This is a genomic window from Paenibacillus sp. FSL R7-0652 (genome assembly GCF_038595045.1).
Lineage (GTDB): Bacteria > Bacillota > Bacilli > Paenibacillales > Paenibacillaceae > Paenibacillus.
In genome coordinates this window covers 3,299,419-3,319,599 of record NZ_CP152001.1, presented here as the reverse complement: position 1 = coordinate 3,319,599, position 20,181 = coordinate 3,299,419, and the positions used below count along the sequence as shown (strand labels likewise).

Annotated in this window: 14 protein-coding genes and 1 pseudogene; 1 reads left to right on the top strand and 14 read right to left on the bottom strand. The window is 45.3% G+C overall.

Going from position 1 to position 20,181, the window contains the following annotated elements; genetic code table 11:
- Positions 1 to 43: 43 nt before the first annotated feature.
- The 5 genes from MKY97_RS14930 to MKY97_RS14910 all read right to left on the bottom strand — a co-directional run bounded on the left by MKY97_RS14930 (position 44) and on the right by MKY97_RS14910 (position 6,081).
- Positions 44 to 1,729 carry an extracellular solute-binding protein gene (locus MKY97_RS14930; RefSeq protein WP_342556173.1) on the bottom strand — a complete coding sequence of 562 codons (1,686 nt, stop codon included), beginning with the start codon at positions 1,727 to 1,729 and terminating at the stop codon, positions 44 to 46.
- Positions 1,730 to 1,776: 47 nt separating this feature from the next.
- Positions 1,777 to 2,655 (bottom strand): carbohydrate ABC transporter permease, encoded by an 879-nt coding sequence (locus tag MKY97_RS14925; protein WP_342556172.1) that lies wholly within the window; start codon positions 2,653 to 2,655, stop codon positions 1,777 to 1,779.
- A gap of 17 nt (positions 2,656 to 2,672) precedes the next feature.
- Complete coding sequence (locus MKY97_RS14920) at positions 2,673 to 3,530, bottom strand: ABC transporter permease subunit (RefSeq protein WP_342556341.1); 858 nt, start codon at positions 3,528 to 3,530, stop codon at positions 2,673 to 2,675.
- Positions 3,531 to 3,952: 422 nt separating this feature from the next.
- The gene (locus MKY97_RS14915; RefSeq protein WP_342556171.1) at positions 3,953 to 4,684 is read right to left on the bottom strand and encodes a hypothetical protein; all 732 of its coding nucleotides are present in this window, start codon (positions 4,682 to 4,684) and stop codon (positions 3,953 to 3,955) included.
- A 467-nt stretch (positions 4,685 to 5,151) separates the two neighbouring features.
- On the bottom strand, positions 5,152 to 6,081 hold the full coding sequence (locus tag MKY97_RS14910) for a 2-dehydropantoate 2-reductase N-terminal domain-containing protein (protein ID WP_342556170.1): 930 nt from the start codon (positions 6,079 to 6,081) through the stop codon (positions 5,152 to 5,154).
- A 160-nt stretch (positions 6,082 to 6,241) separates the two neighbouring features.
- Between MKY97_RS14910 and MKY97_RS14905 the strand changes: the two genes are divergently transcribed.
- Entirely contained in the window at positions 6,242 to 6,793 is a 552-nt protein-coding gene (locus tag MKY97_RS14905) for a TetR/AcrR family transcriptional regulator (protein ID WP_342556169.1), read from the top strand.
- Positions 6,794 to 6,928: 135 nt separating this feature from the next.
- On the opposite strand, the pseudogene MKY97_RS14900 reads toward MKY97_RS14905, so the two are convergent.
- The 9 genes and pseudogenes from MKY97_RS14900 to MKY97_RS14860 form a co-directional block, all read right to left on the bottom strand.
- Positions 6,929 to 8,091: pseudogene (locus tag MKY97_RS14900) on the bottom strand (IS3 family transposase).
- 106 nt (positions 8,092 to 8,197) lie between these two features.
- The gene (locus MKY97_RS14895) at positions 8,198 to 9,157 is read right to left on the bottom strand and encodes a D-2-hydroxyacid dehydrogenase family protein (protein WP_342556168.1); all 960 of its coding nucleotides are present in this window, start codon (positions 9,155 to 9,157) and stop codon (positions 8,198 to 8,200) included.
- Between the two features lie 340 nt (positions 9,158 to 9,497).
- Positions 9,498 to 11,162, bottom strand: coding sequence for an alpha-glucosidase (locus MKY97_RS14890; protein WP_342556167.1), 1,665 nt, complete (start codon positions 11,160 to 11,162; stop codon positions 9,498 to 9,500).
- A gap of 54 nt (positions 11,163 to 11,216) precedes the next feature.
- Positions 11,217 to 12,848 carry an alpha-glucosidase gene (locus MKY97_RS14885; RefSeq protein ID WP_342556166.1) on the bottom strand — a complete coding sequence of 544 codons (1,632 nt, stop codon included), beginning with the start codon at positions 12,846 to 12,848 and terminating at the stop codon, positions 11,217 to 11,219.
- A 113-nt stretch (positions 12,849 to 12,961) separates the two neighbouring features.
- Positions 12,962 to 13,855 (bottom strand): carbohydrate ABC transporter permease, encoded by an 894-nt coding sequence (locus tag MKY97_RS14880; protein WP_342556165.1) that lies wholly within the window; start codon positions 13,853 to 13,855, stop codon positions 12,962 to 12,964.
- 14 nt (positions 13,856 to 13,869) lie between these two features.
- Positions 13,870 to 14,784, bottom strand: a complete 915-nt coding sequence (locus MKY97_RS14875; RefSeq protein WP_342556164.1) for an ABC transporter permease subunit — start codon at positions 14,782 to 14,784, stop codon at positions 13,870 to 13,872.
- Positions 14,785 to 14,861: 77 nt separating this feature from the next.
- Positions 14,862 to 16,598: an extracellular solute-binding protein gene (locus MKY97_RS14870; protein ID WP_342556163.1), complete on the bottom strand. Its 1,737-nt coding sequence runs from the start codon at positions 16,596 to 16,598 to the stop codon at positions 14,862 to 14,864.
- Positions 16,599 to 16,885: 287 nt separating this feature from the next.
- Complete coding sequence (locus MKY97_RS14865) at positions 16,886 to 18,328, bottom strand: response regulator (RefSeq protein ID WP_342556162.1); 1,443 nt, start codon at positions 18,326 to 18,328, stop codon at positions 16,886 to 16,888.
- Entirely contained in the window at positions 18,321 to 20,036 is a 1,716-nt protein-coding gene (locus MKY97_RS14860) for a histidine kinase (RefSeq protein ID WP_342556161.1), read from the bottom strand. The genes MKY97_RS14865 and MKY97_RS14860 overlap by 8 nt, the downstream gene beginning before the upstream one ends.
- Positions 20,037 to 20,181: the final 145 nt, after the last annotated feature.

The following is a 20,181-nucleotide window of genomic DNA, read 5'->3' as shown; positions in this document are numbered from 1 at the left end:
AAGAAGGTTCATTTACCTCTGTACATGAGTGCGGTTTGTTTTTTTATTTTATCGTATCATACCAAGTATTGACTTCTTCCGTAATTTCTTTGCCTCCAGAAGACATGTACTGCTGCGCAAAAGTATCAAATTCATCAATCGGTGCCTGACCATAAATGATTTTGTTCAATACTTCTTTTTCCAGCTTGGTCAGCATATCGCCTCTGGAAACCTGTGTCTTTGTCGGAACCCCCGTGAACATTTGAGGCATTACAATATCTTTTTGATCAATAACAATTTTGGCCGCCTTAATCTGTTCAGGGATACGGTCCGCCAGGTTTTTCTCATATTGAGTGGTCGGCTCTTTACCATTCGCAAGGTCAGCTAGCGTATTCATCATCAGGTTAGGAATGATCGCTCCATCAAAGGTTAATGAATAACGGATCGCATCAATCCAGCCGCCCGGAATTTTATCGCTTTGCTGCTCTTTATATACCTCACCGTCAGGGCCAATATCATAATCATAACCTTTGGCAAACCCGTGTACGAACGTTGTGCTGTCCGGATTAGCCCAGTGATCAAACAGATAGTTCTGGTACACAAAGAAAGCGTCTTTGTGTTCCATATCTTTGTTAATCAGAACAGCACCCGTACTAATTGGTGTTCCGTGGCGTCCCATTTTACCGTCAGGACCAGCCGGAAGTGGATATGCTTTATATTCAGCATCCGGCACATTTTGCTGCAGATCCGGAATCGGCCAGCCTGTCATCCAATAAGGACCAACGATAATACCCGACTTGCCTGCAGTAAATGCTTCAGCGGCTTTGGGCTCATCATACAGCCCTGATTCTTTATCAATGTAACCTTTCTCCATCCACTCTTTCATCTTCTCCAGTGCCGGTTTCATCTCGGGCTGGATCGAACCGTATGCAAGTGTACCGTCGGCTGCTTTATTCCACTGATTCGGCATCGCTCCAAACATGCCGAAGATCCAGCCGGAGTCTGCCATCCATGTGTTCAAATTGTTTTTGAACCCTACAGAGAGAGCGACGGTATCCTTTTTCCCGTTTCCGTCCGGGTCTTGATTGACGAAGGCATCCATCACCGTTTCTAATTCATCTAATGTTGTTGGTGCCTTCAGGTTCAACTTCTTAAGCCAGTCTTCACGAATGTACATTACTGGATCATTATTGTAAGCGTTCTCCAGAATGGGGATTGCCATTCGTTTACCATCACGGATGTAAGGATTCCATACATTCGGATCTTCGGCCATCGCTTTCTTATACGTATCGGAAGCATATTTATCGAACAGTTCGCCCGCATCGATGAATTGACCAGATTCGATTAAATCACTGATTAATGTTTGGCTGCCGCGGAAAGAAATAATATCCGGCATTTTCTGACCCGATGTCAGCATGAGACGAAGTTTGGTCTGGTATGCATTATTTTGTTCACTGACCGTCCACAAATACTTGATGTCGATTCCAAGTGTGTCATGAGCCCATTTCGTGTGAACGTTATTTTCAATATTTTCTCCATTTTTAAACTTCAGACTGCTGGTGATCGGAAAAACAGTAGAGATGGTAACAGGTTCAACATACTTGCCGTTCTCAAACGGAGCGGAATAAAATTCGCTGCTGTCGCCGGACTTGGTTTCGGATGTGGAATCATTGCTGCACGCTGCGAGTACGCCAGATAACATTGCGGCAGCCATTAGAATGCGAAGCGGCTTTTTCCATGTTTTTAACATTTTCTCTCCCCCATATGGTTATATATTTGGCTAAATCTGAATTCGTGTTACTCCTTCACAGCACCCAGTACAATGCCTTTAACAAAAAAGCGCTGCAGCAGTGGGTACACAATCAAAATCGGAGCCATGCCAATGAAAATCTGGGCAGCTTTGATCGTGCGCTGTGAGATGTTCTCCAGATCCTCGGGACGCACAGACACTTTGCTGAAGTCCTGCTGTACGATAATGGTCTGCAGGAAGGTCGCAAGAGGATATTTTTCGTGATCGGTCAGGAAAATCAATCCATCGAACCAGGCATTCCAGTGTCCTACCATAGAGAACAGAGATAGTGTGGCGATGGCCGGCATCGATACAGGCAGAAATACAGAGATCAATGTTCGGAAGTAACCCGCACCATCAATGAAGGCGGCCTCCTCCAGCTCTCTCGGCACATTGCGGAAGAAATTCAGTAACAGAATCATGTTCCAGACGGATACGGCTCCAGGTAATATCAGCACCCACATCGTATTCAGCAAATTCAGCTTCTGGATAAGAATGTAGAACGGAATTAATCCTCCACTGAACAGCATCGTAAATACAAAGTACCAAGTATAGATATTACGACGTTTGAAGCTTCGATTTTCCCGGGATAACGGATAAGCTGCCAGAATGACAACAATCATGCTGAGCAGTGTACCCAGCACGGTTCGCTGTACAGCAACCCATAGGGAACGGATGAAGTTCTCATTCGCTAATGTCTTGGCGTAAGCATCGAAGGTAAACTCAACTGGAAACAGTCCAACCAGATTCGCATTGGCAGCTGCTTTACCGCTGAAGGAGACCGCGAGAATGTGAATCAACGGGATAATACAGAGCAGTGACAGCAGTATAAGGAACGTATAATTGAACACGGTAAAGACTTTATAAGGTTTGGTTTTATAATACATGCCGTGAGGTCTCCTTTCTAGAAAATACGGTAATTCGCAAATTTATAAGCTGCACGGTATGCGATCACAATCAGAACGAATCCGACAACCGATTTGAAGAGTCCAACTGCAGCCGAAAATCCAAACTTCCCATCGATCAGACCTACCCGATACACGAAGGTATCAATGATATCACCTTTATCGTAAACGAGTGGATTGTATAGATTGAATATCTGGTCGAATCCTCCGTTTAAAATATTTCCGAGCGACAGCGTGCCTACAACAATCATGATCGGAATCAGAGCTGGAATCGTAATGGACCACGTCTGCTGCCATCGGTTCGCTCCATCCACTTCTGCCGCCTCGTACAGGGATGGATTAATGCCTGCCAGCGAGGCGAGAAAGATAATCGCGCCGAATCCGAATTCTTTCCAGATATCACTTGTGACCACAACAATTCTAAACCATGTACCTTCTCCGAGGAAGAAGATGGGTTCCAGGCCAAACACGGCCCCAAGGAACTGATTGATCATACCTTTGGTTGCCAGCATGTCCAGCAGTATTCCTCCAAGAATAACCCATGACAGAAAGTGCGGCAGGTAAACGAACGTTTGTATGCTCTTTTTGAAGGTTTCCTTCCGTACTTCATTCAGCAGCAGGGCAAAAACCAGCGGGGCAATCAGACCTCCAATCAGTTTCATTCCCGCAATAATTAAAGTGTTCCAGATCACCTGCACATTCTCCGGCATACTGAACAGGAATTGGAAATGTTCCAGGCCAATCCAGGATGATTTGGCGAACCCGAGCCAAGGCTTGTAATCCTGAAAAGCAATGACTAATCCGCCCATAGGTATGTACGCGAATATGAACGTCAGGACTACGGCTGGTAACAGCATGAGGTCCAGTACCAGCGTACGTTTGAAGCTTTTTTTACGCTTTGTACGCCGGGGACTCGGACGAATCACACCTTCTTGTACAGGTGCTGCGGATTCTGCATTATTCATTCGTGTGCTCCCCCTCTTTCTCTATTCTCTCCAGAGCTATCAGTCAAAGGTCTGCTGTATCTCCGTATAATCAGTATAGATTCGCTGCCTTCATGTCAACATGATAAAACGTTAGCTTTCATAACAAATTGTTAATATCAGCATGCTGTCATCCAGCGAATTGACAAAGCAGCTCATTTTAATCGAGCGTCAGATCGTTTCTTTGAATGAATAGAGCCCTCATACTGTGGATAATTCCATCCACAGATATGAGGGCGTTTTGAAGGCTGTGAAGTATATTCGTTATCATTTTCGCAGCATCAGCGTTCTCAAATTCAGGATATCAGCTCGAATATTCCGATTTGCCTTTTCCCTACTTTGAAATACTGCAGTCTTTTGAATTTCTCGTGTTTTAACTTTTGGTCCTTATTTGCGATAATGGCTGCAATTGATTTTTCCGTGTCCATCCATTTAGAAATCTGATCAAAAAAATCTGAAACAGGATTTGAACTATTCGTGATCCAATTAACCTTGTCCCCATAGGGTAAGTCTGTCATAACGATATTAAATGGATCATGGATATGCCTCTTCTCCGCAGTAGTAATATCGCCTTGGGCTATAACGATCTCTTTCAAAGCTGAGCATGCCGATTGTTTATTAAATTTCTCTAAACTAGCCAAAGCTTCTTCATGCGATTTTTTCTGATACAAGGCCGTTAATCGAGTTAACTCTTCTTTACGCCGTGCTAATCCACCTGCAGTTAACAGAGATAAGTTTCGTTCAGCCGTTCGAAGGACCTCGGGATTTATATCGGAAGCATGAATCTTATTTATAACATGACTGTGCATCAGCCCGATCACGGTCAACATATAGGCACCACCACAACAGGGATCATATATGGAATAAGGGCCCTTGATTCCTTTTGTGTCGAGTATGCTGAAGCATCTTTGAACGATCTCACTGGATAATCTTACTGGAAACGAGGTGGTGCCCTGAGCATTATACAATACTCTGCCGCTTGCGAAGTCCTCATAATTAAGACTGCAAGTTTCAAATAAGTACTTCATTTATTTATACTCCATTCAAATGCGATTTGAACAGCTCTCGTAAATCTATCTGAATTGCTAGGTCTCATGTAAGCAGTTTTCCTTAGGAAAAGAAGTATTTCTATGCATAAATCCTCTTTTTTTGGCACAATAAATAAAATAGTAAATGGAAATAAAAAAGCCGCGGGTGAACAATTGTTCACCCGCGGCTTCATTCCGTAAGTACGCTTAATAAGAAACGGATCTCCCCGTTTCTAAGCATGTTATACGGATGCAGTGATGATAATTTGTTTCTTGACGGATACACGAGCGAGAGCATGTCAAAGCACACCCTACCTAGTTAAGTAGTATGCCGCAACCTCGCTTATGTCATATTAGGTTGATTAACCCTTAATGTCCGTCAAAAATACCATCATCATCACTGCACATATCCCACCAATCTACTATTTGCCACAATTATATAAGCATGTTTTGGAATCGTCAACCTGCTAAACGATCTTGTCCTTCCACGCCGCCTCCAGTTCATCCCAGTTTGGTGTAGGAATCTCCGATCTGGCCCGCAGTTCGGTGAAAGAGTCATTCAAGGCGCTCAGCTCCGCATTTGTTCCATCGATCAATCGGCTAAACGGCAGCATAAAGAAAAGCTTCAAGGCCCGGCGAATGAGTCGTGGATAACGAGTAATCCAGGCAGCCTGCACTGCAGGTGTCAGAGGGTAACCAAGTGAATCCAGCACACGAAATCCCTCTCCCATTGCTGCAACCAACAGACGCATTCGTTTGTCGTCACGAGCCACCTGTTTCATCTGAAAGTGATGGAACAGAATAACCATGTTCATAGGCACAACCAGTACCATGTGATTTTTCAACCATGCATCAATCTGGTCATGATCATTAAGTTTATATTTGGTTCGTAGAAATGCCTGCTCCAGCAGAGAACGAAACGGAATGGGACCATTCAGGGCTCCAACGACCATCTGACCTTGACCCCCTCGAATGCAGATGACTTTTCCATCCGTACGTGTACCAGCGGTAGTCTGAAATCCAAACGCGACCTGCTTGGGTGACCGCCCGTGCGTACTCAGAAAGTCATGCATGGCATAAGTGTCCATATTGTTGCCCACTAGTATGATGTGACGGCTATCGTTGTCAGCAAGGATCGGAAGCACCGCTCCGAAATCCGAATATTTCATCATGACAAAGATCAGGTCATATGTGTCATTCGGCTCTAATGATCGAATCACGCGAACGTAGTCGGTGGTTGTCCTGCGCTGCAGATAATGCCGGATGACCACGCCCTCCTCTTCCAGCTCTTCCGCCCGTTTCCCTCTTGCGAGGACGGTCACATGGTGACCACCTTGTATTAGGACATGCGCCAGATAACTGCCCTGTACGCCAGCACCATAAACCAGTATGTTCAATTTCACTCCTCCTTTAATGAACAGGTGTTGTGTATCTAACAGCTGTGCACTACAATCAAGGTATCATTCAGACTGATCTTGGAACAATGGTTAATTACATTCGCTTTTGTTCGATATTGAACAATGAACATCGAATGTGTTCAAGAAGGAGGATAAAACCATGGATCGACGCATCGTGCGCTCCAGACAAATGATTATGGAAGCCTTCATTGGGCTGCTGGGAGAGCAGGATTTCGAGAAAATTACCATTCAGGGCATAGCGGATCGGGCAAATGTGAACCGGGGAACCGTCTATTTGCATTTTACAGATAAATATGACCTGCTTGAGCGGAGCGTAGAGACGTATCTGAAGATGCTTGTTGACAGCTGTTTACCGGAAGAAGGGCCAGGCGCTGGACTGTCGCCAGATTTATTAGTTCGCGCATTTGTCTATCTGAAGGAGCATGCATCGATTTATCGGGTATTAATCACCAGCAGAGGAACTCCAACGTTCAGGCACCGCATGACACAGATGATTAAGGGGAATATCGCTGTCGTAGTGAGTGGCATGAAACTGGAAAGTGATATCCATAGAGATGTGCTGGCCCAATATTTATCCATTTCCATTACGGGCTTGATCGAGTGGTGGGTCGTTGAATCGATGCCTTACACACCCGAAGAGATGGTTGAACAGTTGAACAAAATTCTCACAACAAGACTGGAGCTGTGGTGAACCCCTACATTCCATTAGTTGTACAGGCGCCTGGAATTGTGTTTCTTTCCTGGCATGAGCAGGTTGTGACAGAACAAAAAAAGCCGCTGCATTGGTCATAACCCCGTCAAGTAGACAGTACAAAAAAGACAAGATTTAAGCTGCGGCTGTTTCCCGGTATTCCACCGGGGAACGGTCGTTTAGTTTTTTCTGAAATCGGTTTTGGTTGTAAAACAATATGTATTCACTCACTTGCTGTTCAACCTCTGCTTTGTTAGCTGCCTTATTCAAATAAATCTTCTCCGTCTTCAAATGAGAGAAAAAAGATTCAATACAGGCATTATCTAAGCAATTTCCACGCCTGGAGTGACTGCCTAGCATGCCGAGCTGGTTTAGTTTACGGTTAAAGGGCTTCGACGTATATTGAAATCCTTGATCTGAGTGTAGGATTACGCCATTCAGATCCACGTGCTGACGGAGTCTGTCCAGCGTGTCATGAACCAAAGCGAGGTCATTTCGTTCAGAAAGATGCCACGCTACAATTTCGTTATTGTATAAATCTTGAATAACAGAGAGATACACAAAGTGTTCTCCAGCACGAATATAGGTAATGTCCGTAACCAGCTTCGTTCGTGGTGTATCCGCCTGAAACTGACGCTCCAGCCGATTCGGGTTTACCACAGAGGCTTGTTTTCCAAAGAATCGACGCTTTTTTCGAATGACAGAACAGATGCCTAATTGTTTCATTAATCGGTACACCTTTTTGTGGTTGACTCGAAGGCCTTCCCGTCGTAAAGCAACGGTCATTCGAAGATAGCCAAAGTAAGGATGCACGCGATGAATGGCAAGCAAATGGGATTCTAGTTCATGTTCTTTGTGTCTACGCTCTTTTGCGGCTGCTATGCTTTTTCTCCACTTGTAATAACCCGAGCGGGAAACCGCAGCTAACTTCAAGAGCCAAGCCAGACCATGGCGTGCTCTCAGGTCCTCAATGATTTGAAATCTGGCTGCTTTACTCGTCACTCCTTGTGTAGATTTGGATACCGCTTTTTTAAGTATTCAATCTCCGCCCGCAAATACGCCATCTCTTCTTCCATACTGGAAAACTTGGTTCTAGGGCGTCCACGTTTGGGTATAGCAGGTTCTAGACTCATTCCCTGTTTCGCTTTGGCTGCCCACACTTGTACCTGAGATTTATTTTGAATATCTAAACGTGTCGCTACTTCACGTATACTCATATGTTCTTCGTTGACCAGCCGGACGGCCTCCAATTTCAACTCCAAGGAGTACCGCCGGTATGTTTGTCCTTTTTTAGCCATGAAAAAACCCCCTTCGTTTACATGATTAAGTTCATCTTAACAGATGTCTTTTTTCTCATGTCTACTAAAAGGGGATAATACCACATAGCGGCTCTCTAAGGAACATTTAGATCAGCTCTCGGATGGGATTCCCCTCGAGGAATGCCTGGATATTCTCTAATGCATGCTGATAATAAGTCTGGTAGTTGTATTGAGAAACGTAACCCAAGTGAGGAGTCGCGAGCAGATTAGGAATGGAACGAAGTGGATGGGTACCGGGCAGTGGTTCAGCATCGAATACATCAATACCGGCCCCCGCAATCCAGTTGTTATGCAGCGCTTTAATCAGTATATCCTGATTAACAATGGAAGCGCGGGAAGTGTTGATCAGATAGGCTGTTTTCTTCATGGACTTCAGTTCATTCTCCCCGATCAAATGACGAGTCCGCTCGCTCAGAATGAGATGAATTGAAACAATATCGCTTTTGGCCAAAATCTCTTCTTTCGTTGATGCGAACTGTGCACCCGCAGCTTCAGCTCGTTCCTGGGTGAGATTTTGGCTCCATGCCATAACATTCATGCCAAAGGCTTTCCCGATCAGGACCATTTTTGTTCCGATTTTTCCTAATCCAATCAGCCCCAATGTCTTACCGCTCAGATCCGAACAGACCGTGCTTTGCCAAGGTCCGCTGTTTCGAAATGATTGATTTTCAGGAATCAGATTTTTGGTCAAAGCTAAAATCAAGGCCCATGTTAATTCTGTTGGAGGTTCCGAGCTGCTTGCTGTACCGCATACCTTGATTCCCTGTTCCTCCGCATATTTAGTATCAATAGAAGCATTTCGCATCCCGGTCGTAATCAGCAGTTTCAGTTTTGGTAATTGTGATAGCAGTGAAGCTTTGAAGGGGGTTCGCTCCCTCATGAGGATTATGATGTCATAATCCTTTAACGCGTGTGCAGCCTCGGCCTCGCTTTCGAAATGTTTGTGAAAGGATATAACGTTTACCTGATCTGATATTTGTGCCCAATCTGCCATTTTCAGAGCGATATCTTGATAATCGTCCAATACTGCACATTGAAGTCTCAAGGTGTACTCCTCCGTTCATGAGTTGAATAACAAAAATAGAATGCCTCTGCTTATAGACATGCAAAGACGACCTTTTCACGGTCCGTCCAGACGTCTCCTGTACATTATATAACAATGGGTTTCCATGTGCTGGGAATTCATATTAGATTGCGCATTTAAACTTTCTGATCTTATGTATATGATCTTGTGGATTAATAAACGAACATTTATAGAAGGTCACAGTTATACTTGAGTGAGGCTGTTAATATTAATAGTCTCTACTCATGCTATGAATTGGTGTGGGGCCATTGAATAAAAAAAAGCATGACTCGTTAGAATCATGCCTCGGACAAGCGATTCCCTACATTTTATCACATAATCCAATGCGGGCTTCGAACGGCTGCAGCTGACCAGCGTAAGAAATCTCATAGTTGGTCAGCCATATCTCGGAGAGTTGAACGCCCAGCTCATCTTCCTTAAGCTCCACCATCTGTTCAGTAAGATTAATGAGTACTAAAACCTGCTGATCTTCCAATGTACGTGTATATGCGAAAATGTGAGGGTGATCAGGCAGGAGCAGGTCATAGGTGCCGTATATCAACGTGTCATGCTGCTTGCGGAGCCGAATCATCTCTTTATAAAAGTGAAGGACAGAGTTCGGGTCTTGAAGCTGTTTCTCCACATTGATATCAAGATAATTGTCATTTACCCTTAGCCAAGGAACTCCAGTCGTAAATCCGCTCTGGTTGCCTGCAGACCACTGCATCGGTGTTCTTGAATTGTCACGGCTGGACGCCCAGATGATATTCATGATCTCCTCGTGCTCCATGCCTTCTGCCTGCTTGATCTGATACAGATTTTGGTCTGCGATGTCGTTATAATCCTCGATGGAAGGGTAAGCCACATTGGTCATGCCAATTTCTTGTCCCTGATAGATGAAGGGCGTGCCCTGCATGAAAAAGTACATCGCTCCAAGTGCCGAAGCGCTCTCATACCAGTAATCGACATCATTCCCCCAAGATGAAACCTTGCGCGGCTGATCGTGATTTTCAATAAACAGTGCATTCCAGCCGATGCCTTCTAGTGATTTCTGCCACTTGGTCATTACATTTTTCAGTTTGGGAACATCCAGCTGCTTGTCTGTACTGTTATTCCATAGGTCAAGATGTTCAAACTGAAAAACCATGTTGAATTTGCCTCTGACTTCACAGATCCAGTCCAGCAGATCTTCTGAATCTTCTACTTTGACTCCATTGGCTTCGCCAACGGTGACGACATTATATTTCGACAGCGTCTCTTCTTTCATTTCCTGCAGATAGCGCTGAATGCCTTTGACATTCATATGTTTCTCGAATGACGAAATGTATTTGAAACCTTCCTTGGCCGGCATATCCAGCAGACCTTCTTCTTTGTGGATATGACTGATCGCATCCACCCGGAAGCCGTCAATGCCTTTGTCCATCCACCAATTCATCATTTCATAGATGGATTTGCGAACGTCGGCATTAGCCCAGTTCAGGTCCGGCTGTTTTTTGGAGAACAGATGAAGATAGTACTGCCCTGAAGTTTCATCGTACTGCCAGGCTGAACCGCCAAAGATGCTTTCCCAGTTGTTCGGCTCCTCCCCGTTCTTGCCATCTCTCCAGATGTACCAGTCCCGTTTGGGATTATCCACGGAAGAACTTGATTCAATAAACCAGGGATGCTCGTCACTGGTGTGGTTAATGACCAGATCCATAATGAGCTTCATACCGCGACGATGTACTTCATCTAACAATTGGTCGAAGTCATCCATCGTACCGAATTCATCCATAATGGTGCAGTAATCACTGATGTCATAACCGTTATCGTCATTAGGTGACTTATACATCGGACAGATCCATATCAGATCAATACCCAGTTCCTGAATATAATCCAGTTTTGAAAGAATGCCTTGTATATCACCAATGCCGTCTCCGTTCGAATCCATAAAGCTCCTCGGATAGACCTGGTAAGCGACGGCCTCTTTCCACCATACTCTTTTCATTCCATCTCTTCCTTCTTTCTTCAATGACTAGGCTTTAGTTAGGTATGCTGCTTTTCAATTGTTCTGCATAAGGTACATTCTGGCTTCGTAAGCACGCAGCTCATTGTCTGGCAGCATATCTGTGTAATTGGCAAGCAGCAGTTCGGCTGAGGATGACAAATGTTCCTGAAGCGGAAGCTGCACCGTTTCTCCCCGGAAGTTACAGACAACCATGATCTGATTCTCATGTAATGAGCGTGTGTAAGCAAATACATCCGGATGTTCCGGGAAAATCAATTCATAATCGCCATATACAATGACCTCATGATCTTTTCTAAGCTGAATGAGCTGACGATAATAATGGAAGATGGAGTCCGGATTTTGAACATTTTCCGCAGCATGGATCTCCGTATAATTCGGATTGACTTTAATCCAGGGCTCTCCTACGGTAAATCCTGCTTGATGGGAGTCATCCCACTGCATGGGTGTTCTCGCATTATCACGCCCTTTGGCGTAGATCGACTCCATAACTTCATGTTCGGGATATCCTTTCTCCATTCTTTCCTTATAAAAACGAAGCAGTTCAATATCCCGATAATCCTTGATCTCATATTGGACATTTGTCATGCCCAGCTCTTCACCCTGATAGATGTATGGTGTTCCCTGCATGCCATGCAAAAGGGTTGCCATCATTTTAGCAGATTCAACCCTGAACTCCCCGTCATTACCCCAACGTGAAACAATTCGAGGCAGATCGTGATTGTTCCAGAACAAACTGTTCCACGCTTCGCCTTTGAGCTCGGTCTGCCACTTGGACAGCACATCTTTCAATTCCATTAGATCTAGAGGTTTCAGATCCCACTTCCCTCTCCCCTCCTGCTCATCCAGACTGATGTGCTCAAATTGAAATACCATGGAAAACTCACTGCCATCAGGGTTGCTGTACAATTTTGCAATCTCCGGCGTGGCTCCCCACGTCTCTCCAACGGTTAACAACGCCTTCCCTTTCTGGAATGTTTCCTTACTGAGCTCCCTGATATATTCATGCAGAAGAGGCCCGTTTCCTGTAATTTTGAAATCCGCTTCTTTCCCGATCAAATCTATGACATCCAGGCGGAATCCGCCTACACCTTTTTCGATCCACCAATTGATCATGCTGTACATCTCCTGACGGACTTTCGGGTTCGCCCAGTTCAGGTCCGGCTGTTTGATTGAAAATAAATGCAAATAATACTGCCCAATCTCAGGCACCCATTCCCAGGCTGAACCGCCGAAGGTAGATGTCAGGTCATTAGGGGGCGTTCCTTCAATCCCGTCCCGCCATACATAATAGTCATGGTACGGGTTGTCCTTCCCTTTTTTAGCTTCCTGAAACCAAGGATGTTCGTCAGAGGTATGATTCAGGACCAGATCCATTATGATGCGTATGTCTCGTTTGCCGGCTTCATGAATTAAAGCCTCCATATCTTCCAGCGATCCAAACATCGGATCAATATCCTGGTAATCCGAAATATCGTAACCATAATCATCTTGAGGAGACTTGCAAACAGGTGATAACCAGATCGCACCGATCCCGAGATGGTGCAAATAATCCAGCCGAGAGATAATGCCTCTTAAGTCGCCGATTCCATCTCCATTGCTATCTTGAAAGCTGCGCGGATAGATTTGATAAACGACGGTCTCTTTCCACCATTCCTGCTGTTCCATGTTTCATTCCACCTCTCTGACGCTGCCTAAAGGCTGTGCCTACGGTTATTTTAGTAAAATTTCAATGCGGTTGTATATTAAGATACTCACGGCTGCAATCTCATGGCAGGTTGTTATTCCTTAACCGATCCAACAACGATTCCGGTTACAAAATACTTCTGAAGCAGCGGATAAATCAGCAGTAGTGGAATAACAGCAACGACGATCTTGGCTGCATTCAAATTTTTGTTGGATATCTCCGTCAGGCTGCTGAGCTCGCTGGAGTTCGTTCCGGCTTGGAGCAGATCCGCAATATTGACGTTAAGTGACTGGATATAGGTCATGAGCGGATAGTTGCTTATTTTCGTCATATAGATCAACCCGCTGAAGAAGTCATTCCATGTACCCACGATACTGAATAAGGCGACTGTTGCAAGTGCGGGGATAGATACGGGAACGTACACTTTGAATAAAACCTGAAGCGGATTGGCTCCGTCAATGAAAGCTGCTTCCTCAAGTGCTTTAGGAACGGCTGAGAAGAAGTTCATGACCAGAATGACACTGAATATGGGTACTGCTCCCGGCAAAACAAGTGCCCAGATTGTATTCAGCATGTCCAGATTTTTAATCAACAGGTAGCTCGGAATCATACCGCCGCTGAACAGCATGGCAAAAATCATAATGTTCATATAAATGTTTCTGCCCTTGAACTCTCTTTTGGATTTGGACAACGGATACGCCATTAGAATAATCAAAATCATGTTCAGCGCAAGCGAGAGTGCTACACGCAGAATGGATATGCCGAAGGAGCGCCAGAACTGGGCATCATCGATAATTCGGGTATACGCAGCTGTTGTAAAATGAACAGGAACCAGACCGACGGCGTTCGCGGATACCGCTTCGCTGCTGCTGAAGGAAATCGCAACAATATTCCATAACGGCAGAAGGCAGATCAGCGCAAGCATAATGACGATGGCATAGATGCACACCCGGCCCATTCGATCTTTGAAGTTTGCGGAATATGACACAGACGTTTGCCTCCTTAGAATATTTTACGATCGGTATATTTTTTGGCGAGCTGATTGGCAGACAGCAGCAGGATGATGCCGATTACGGATTTGAACAGACCTACAGCCGTTCCGAAACTGTACTGTCTTCCGACCAGGCCAATCCGATAAACATAGGTATCCAGAATGTCACCTGATTCATACACCACCGGATTATAGAGATTATAGATTTGGTCAAAACCGGCGCTTAATATATTCGTCAGACTCATCACACCCATGAGCAGAATAATAGGCAGCATGCCTGGCAGCGTAATATGCCATACTTTTCTCCACCAGCTGGCTCCATCCATACCTGCAGCTTCATATAAGCCTGGATCAATGGACGTAATGGCTGCCAGATAAACGATGGAACTGTAGCCGAATTCCTTCCACACATCCGTCCCGATAATCAGCGGCTGAAACCATGTGTTGCTGCCTAGAAAATTAATGTGCTGCAGTCCAAAAAAGGCCAGGATCTGATTCACGATGCCATCCAGACTGAACATATTAACAACGACGGACGCGAGCACGACCCAGGACAGAAAATGCGGTAGATACACGATCGTCTGGACTGATTTTTTAATCGTTTTCATCCGAATTTCATTAAGCAGTACGGAGAAAATGATCGCCATTAATGTGCCGAGCAGAATCTTGCCCAGAGCGATCACCAGTGTATTGCTCACCACTTGGGCAATATCCGGCAGCTTGAACATATAGACAAAATGTTTTAACCCGACAAATTCGGAGCCGAACATGCCTTTGGCAGGAATATAGTCTTGAAAGGCCGTAATCACGCCAACCATCGGTATATAGCTGAATACAAGCAAAAACAAAATGCCCGGTATCATCATCATATGGTACATCGTACCTGAGCGGATGCGGCCATTTGTCTTGTATAATCGTTGTTTCATGAACTGTTCTCCTCTCCTTATGAAGAAAGGCTGCGCATTCGGATTACGCGCGCAGCCCTGCAGCTATCCATAGATGATTATGGTTTTGCGCCGATCTCGGCTTCAATTTCTTGAATAATCTGCTCACCGCCTTGTTTCTTCCAATTGCTCACGAATGTGTCGAAGTAATCGAGTGGTTCAGAACCGGTTACAATTTTGATAAATGATTCCTGTTCCAGCTTGGTCAGGTTAGCCCATGTCTGTTTCATGCTCGGGGTCGTTCCCGAAAAAGCAGGAGTCATCCACACGAACTTGTCTTCTTTGGTCAGCTTGTCGATCAGTCCCACACCGTTGATGCGTGAGTGATATTTCGACCAAGCTGTAGTGTTATCCGTGTCCATATCACTCAGATATGTTTTGATGCTGCCAATATTGTTTTTGGATTCGGTTGTACGAACCTCATCCAGGCTGATCTCTCCCTTAATCCCGCGCACAACGTCCGAATAATCATCCAGCAGCGATGTCGCCGAGTTAACTTCAATATTGAATGGGCGGGTAGAACCGTCCACGCCAGTCTCTTGATACTTGGCCGCTTCCGGCATCGTTGTGGCCACGTCTTTGTCATTGGCCAGCTTATCGTAGAACAGGTTCAAAATTTTCACCGCAAGTTCGGGATGCTCGTATCCTTTTCTCACCACAATAAATTGATTGGAAGGATTAGCATGTGCGACGTTAACCTTACCATCTGCATCCTGCAGTGCATAAGCTGAAAATTTGGCGTTTTTATCCATCTGTTTGACGCTGATCAATCCCCAGTCAGGAATATGCCAAGGTCCGAAGGCAATGCCGCTCTGCCCGTTTGCATACAGCGCGGTAATATCGTCAAATGTGCGAGTTCCGAATTGAGGGTCGATGATACCTTCTTTGAACCAGTCTGCCATAATTCCGAGCAGCTTCTTCGTTTCTTCCGTCGTTGAACCGTAGAGGATTTTACCGTCGTCTCCTCTCATCCAATACTGCGGAAATGCATGCTGCGTTGAAGCTGCTCCCAGCATCGTATACGCAGAGCCATTATAATCCGTTGTATTCAATGTGTTAACAAAAGGAATACCGACCGGATTGCCGGATTGTCCCGGATCTCTTTTCAGGAACTCCTGTGTCGTTTTCTCTACCTCTTCCAGTGTTATGGCTCCGTCTCCATCTGCATCAAGCTTGATGCCGAGCAGATCCACCCAGTCTTGGCGAATCCAAACCATCGTTGGCGCAGAATCCAGAGAAGTCGCGGGAAGTCCCATCAAACGCCCGTCAATCGTTGCGTTGTCCAACGCGCGGCCATCGTAGGAATCGTAAATTTTCTTAATCTCATCCGTGGCATATTGATCATAAATGGTTGTTAAATCCTCGATCAGATCATTGTCAACCAGTTCCTTGAGCTCATCTTTGGAATCGACACGCATCATATCGGGCAGTTCCCCGGATGCGATCGCAAGCGAGACTTGGCGGCTGTAATCCTCACCATTCGCTTCGAACTGATCCGTGATTTTGGCATTGAAGGTGTCTTTGACCAGCCGGGTATAGGCGTTGTTCTCATATGTATCTCCCGCGGGCAGCTTAGGATTAGCCGTGGTCACTCGTCCCATCGTTACGTTTATTTCGTCTTTATACGCACTGAATGGATCGCCCGGTGTTACTTCATATTTGCCTGCTTCCTCTGCAGTAGGAGCTTCTGTCTTGGCTCCGCATGCTGCCAAGGCAGCAACCATCAAAGCAGACATCGACAGCACAGCTAAACGTTTGGTGAACAGATTGCTTCTTATCGATCGTTTTGTTCTCATCTTGTTAGATTCCCCTTCAATCTGATTTCGTTTTTTGTGTACGCTTTCATTATAAGGTAGACTCCGTTCCTGCCGGGATAGGGATTACACGCCCCTTTAGATAGATTAATGTTAACAGTTCTCAGGTGGAATTCCCTTATACCATTCGCCTGTGAACATTCGTCCTACCTGCTGTCATCCATTTGTCTACCCGCCCCTGTGTTTACATTTGAAAAGAAAAGCCGGCAGCTCCTTGGTTAAGGATACTGTCGACCTGTAAAGATGACCTCGCTTATGATTTTGAAATTTTAAGAACGTAATGAATTCTCTGTATCCGATCTGTTACTTCGTTTCTCGCCAGCATGTCGATATTCGCTTGGCAGCAGACCTGTCATTTCACGAAAAATCCGGCTGAAATATTTCTCATCCGTATACCCGACTTGCTCCGCAATCCAGGAGATGGTGTGATGTGTACTGACCAAATATTCTTTGGCTTTCTCTACCCGAACAAACCGGGAATAATCATTAAAGGTGCGTCCCATCAGCTCTTTGAAGCATTGACTGAAATAACTTCGGCTGATGTTGAGCTGTTGTGAAAGCTCGGAAGCAGTATGTGCTTGTGTCAAATCATGTTGTATGATAATCACTGCATTTTTTACAGCCTCTATAATTTCAGGTGAATACGCCTGCTGTTGATCAGCCTTCCGAATATTGGCTGCCGTCTGCTTGATCCAGTCCTGCACTTCGTGCCAGGAATGGAATGAATGGATCATGGCGATTTTACCGAGTGAGGTGTGGGCAAATAAGCGATTCCACTCCATGACAATGAAATAAAGCAGCCCTGTTAGCTGCGCTTTCTGCAGCTGCAGTGCTTTAAATTGAGCAATAAGCCGGTGATAGTCCTGTTCTCGGTGTGCCCAGGCTGTTTGGAACCAGCTTTGCTTCATCCGGTCCAGTTCTTCATCCCGGGGTTCTTCTATCTGCTGGTGCTCATCCTTCATCGTAAGATGCATGACTTGCTGATCGGGAGAGTAAGCGTAGAATAACGCCGTCTCCGTGTAATTCATAATCCAGTTTTTGATCTGCGACCACGTTTGCCCCTGTACATCAGACAGCACTAATAGAGTGCTGTTTGGAGCTTGAAGCTGTGTTTTCTTAACCCGTTCATACACCTGCTCTTCCTGTTCCTTACGTGCTGCCCACATCCAGCTGTTCCGTTCAATTTCCCATCGAACCTCAGAATGGTCAGTTGAATGCAGATGATCGCCCCACGACGGTTCGGATTTGCGATCCTGTGATATAAGAGCATATACGGTTGAATAATGAACATTGGTTTCATCGGGCGAAGGAAGCTGGCGAACGATCTTGGCTGATCCGCCCATCCGTGTATGGATGCGCTGCAGCACATGCTCGAACTGCTCCTTTTCCAGCTGCACTTTAGCGATATAGTCGATTGCGCCCAGCCGAAGTGCTTCCTGAATATAATCGAAATCCTGATGCAGGGTTAACACCACAATATGAAGCTCCGGATAGAGCTGCTTCGCGGCTCTCATCAGTTCAATGCCGGACATCACCGGCATCGCCAGATCCGTCAGCATCAGATCAACGGGATGGGATTGCAGAAATTCCAGCGCTTTCTGTCCATTGCTCGCTTCCCCTATAACCTCCATATTGAATTCATTCCATGGCATCGCTGAGCTGATGCCTTTGCGTACCAGTTTATCGTCATCAACAATCAATACTTTAATCATGATGAGTGTCTTCTCCTTTTATAGGCAGTTTCAACAGCATACTTGTCCCCGTTCCCGGTTCACTTTGAATGACCAGCTGTGCTTGATCGCCATACTGGGCCTGCAGCATACGATGAACATAATTGAGTCCAATGCCCATTCCTACCTTTTCCTGTTCGGCTTCTCGATTGTTCAGCAGTTTCTGGATCGCTTCCTCACTCATGCCTGAGCCGTTATCCTCGATCAAAATGTTCAATGTCGACGTATAGGTGACCTCGATCTGAATAAATCCATCATCGCTCAGCCCATGATAGAGCGAATTTTCGACCAGCGGCTGCAGAATGAAGCGGGGTACGGGAATCTGAAGTACCTGTTCATCTGCGGTAATGCGCACATCGAATTCAAAATCATAGCGAATCTGCTGTAGAATCAAATACTGCCTTAACGCATCAAGTTCTTCCTGCATGGTGGAGACCTGCCCCAATTTACCAAGGTTGTAATAGAGCAGCTTGTTCAGTGCCTGCACCAGCTTGTCAATCTCTCCTTGTCCGTTCATTACTGCCAGCCAGTGCACTGTATCCAGTGTATTCATCAGAAAATGTGGATTGATCTGATAGAGCAGCTTCTCTACCTCCAAGTCGGCACGGATCTTTTCTTTCTGCTGCACTTCCGTAAACAAGTCACCAATCTGGTGCTGCATATTGGAAAACTCGCTGAGCAGAAAATCAAACTCGGGAATCTCCGTACGCGCCTGACCGCCTGTCGTTTGCGGATTACTCGACATGCTGTTGATCTCGGAATGAAACAGACTGAGAGGTCTGTACACCATCTTCCACAGCAGCCACGCAAGAAATACGGTAAAGCCTAGGAAAAATAAAGCAACCAGCAGAATCCGGACCAGCCATTGATTTTTCTCCTGTTGGTATTGATTCTGTGAAATGACGGATACAACACTCCATTTTTGCGGAGAACTGGTCTTGAACCAGTGGTATCCTCGCGATATTCCGTCTTGGGCAGACGCTCCTGTTAAGGTGTTGAAATTCTCTCCCACACGAATGGTCCTTGGGATTTCGCTGTAGACGGTGTTTCCTTCGGCATCAAGAATGAGATGGGATACGGTAGTGTTGTGCTGATTGGCACCAAGAATATCCTCCGTCAGACGGAAGCCGGATTCAACATAAATATACACATCTTCTCTGCCTGGCAGCTTTACCTTTCGCATGGCGGACAGAACAAGCTCGTCATTGAACCGATTCATACTGATGTGCGGACTGTGATATTGGATGCCATAGGATTGAAAGAGAGCGGGCAGCGATTCGGGAGAAAACTGATCTTTGATCGGAAAATTACCGAATTGAGTTGTGCCTTCTTTTTGAAAATAATACAAGGTCAAACCGATATTAGGATTGGTGAACGTAACAACACTTAACTCACTCTTTAATTCGTCTCTCGCTTCGATTAATTCAAAAATATCAGAGGAGGGGTTCAGAAATTGCTGCAGTCTCTTGCCCGCAGTGCCGCTGTATGATAATTGCTGGGTCACGTGATTCAAGTTGGTGATTGAGTTTTCCAAAGAGGAGTTAACCTGCTGCAGACTGCTTCGGATGCCATCATCAATTTTATTGGCGAAAATCGAATCGATCGTATAATACGAAATGGCAAAAATACTGATAAAGGGGATAAACGCACTGAGGAAAAACAACAGAAAGATTCTTTTCTTTAGTGTCATGTTGATATTCTCCTTGCTAAATGAAACAGCAAGCCTCCTGCTGCGGAAGCTTGCCTTTGCTTTCATAATTATAAAAGGTTATCTAAATAAGTCAAACGCTTTCACGCCGAATCGAAATTTATCTCGATGGCATTAAACAGAAATG

Coding starts and splice junctions, on each gene's coding strand:
- MKY97_RS14905 (WP_342556169.1), top strand. CDS start 6,242: ATGGATCGACGCATCGTGCGCTCCAGACAAATGATTATGGAAGCCTTC.
- MKY97_RS14870 (WP_342556163.1), bottom strand. CDS start 16,598: ATGAGAACAAAACGATCGATAAGAAGCAATCTGTTCACCAAACGTTTA.
- MKY97_RS14885 (WP_342556166.1), bottom strand. CDS start 12,848: ATGGAACAGCAGGAATGGTGGAAAGAGACCGTCGTTTATCAAATCTAT.
- MKY97_RS14915 (WP_342556171.1), bottom strand. CDS start 4,684: ATGAAGTACTTATTTGAAACTTGCAGTCTTAATTATGAGGACTTCGCA.
- MKY97_RS14930 (WP_342556173.1), bottom strand. CDS start 1,729: ATGTTAAAAACATGGAAAAAGCCGCTTCGCATTCTAATGGCTGCCGCA.
- MKY97_RS14860 (WP_342556161.1), bottom strand. CDS start 20,036: ATGACACTAAAGAAAAGAATCTTTCTGTTGTTTTTCCTCAGTGCGTTT.
- MKY97_RS14920 (WP_342556341.1), bottom strand. CDS start 3,530: ATGCTGTTACCAGCCGTAGTCCTGACGTTCATATTCGCGTACATACCT.
- MKY97_RS14865 (WP_342556162.1), bottom strand. CDS start 18,328: ATGATTAAAGTATTGATTGTTGATGACGATAAACTGGTACGCAAAGGC.
- MKY97_RS14875 (WP_342556164.1), bottom strand. CDS start 14,784: ATGAAACAACGATTATACAAGACAAATGGCCGCATCCGCTCAGGTACG.
- MKY97_RS14890 (WP_342556167.1), bottom strand. CDS start 11,162: ATGAAAAGAGTATGGTGGAAAGAGGCCGTCGCTTACCAGGTCTATCCG.
- MKY97_RS14925 (WP_342556172.1), bottom strand. CDS start 2,655: ATGTATTATAAAACCAAACCTTATAAAGTCTTTACCGTGTTCAATTAT.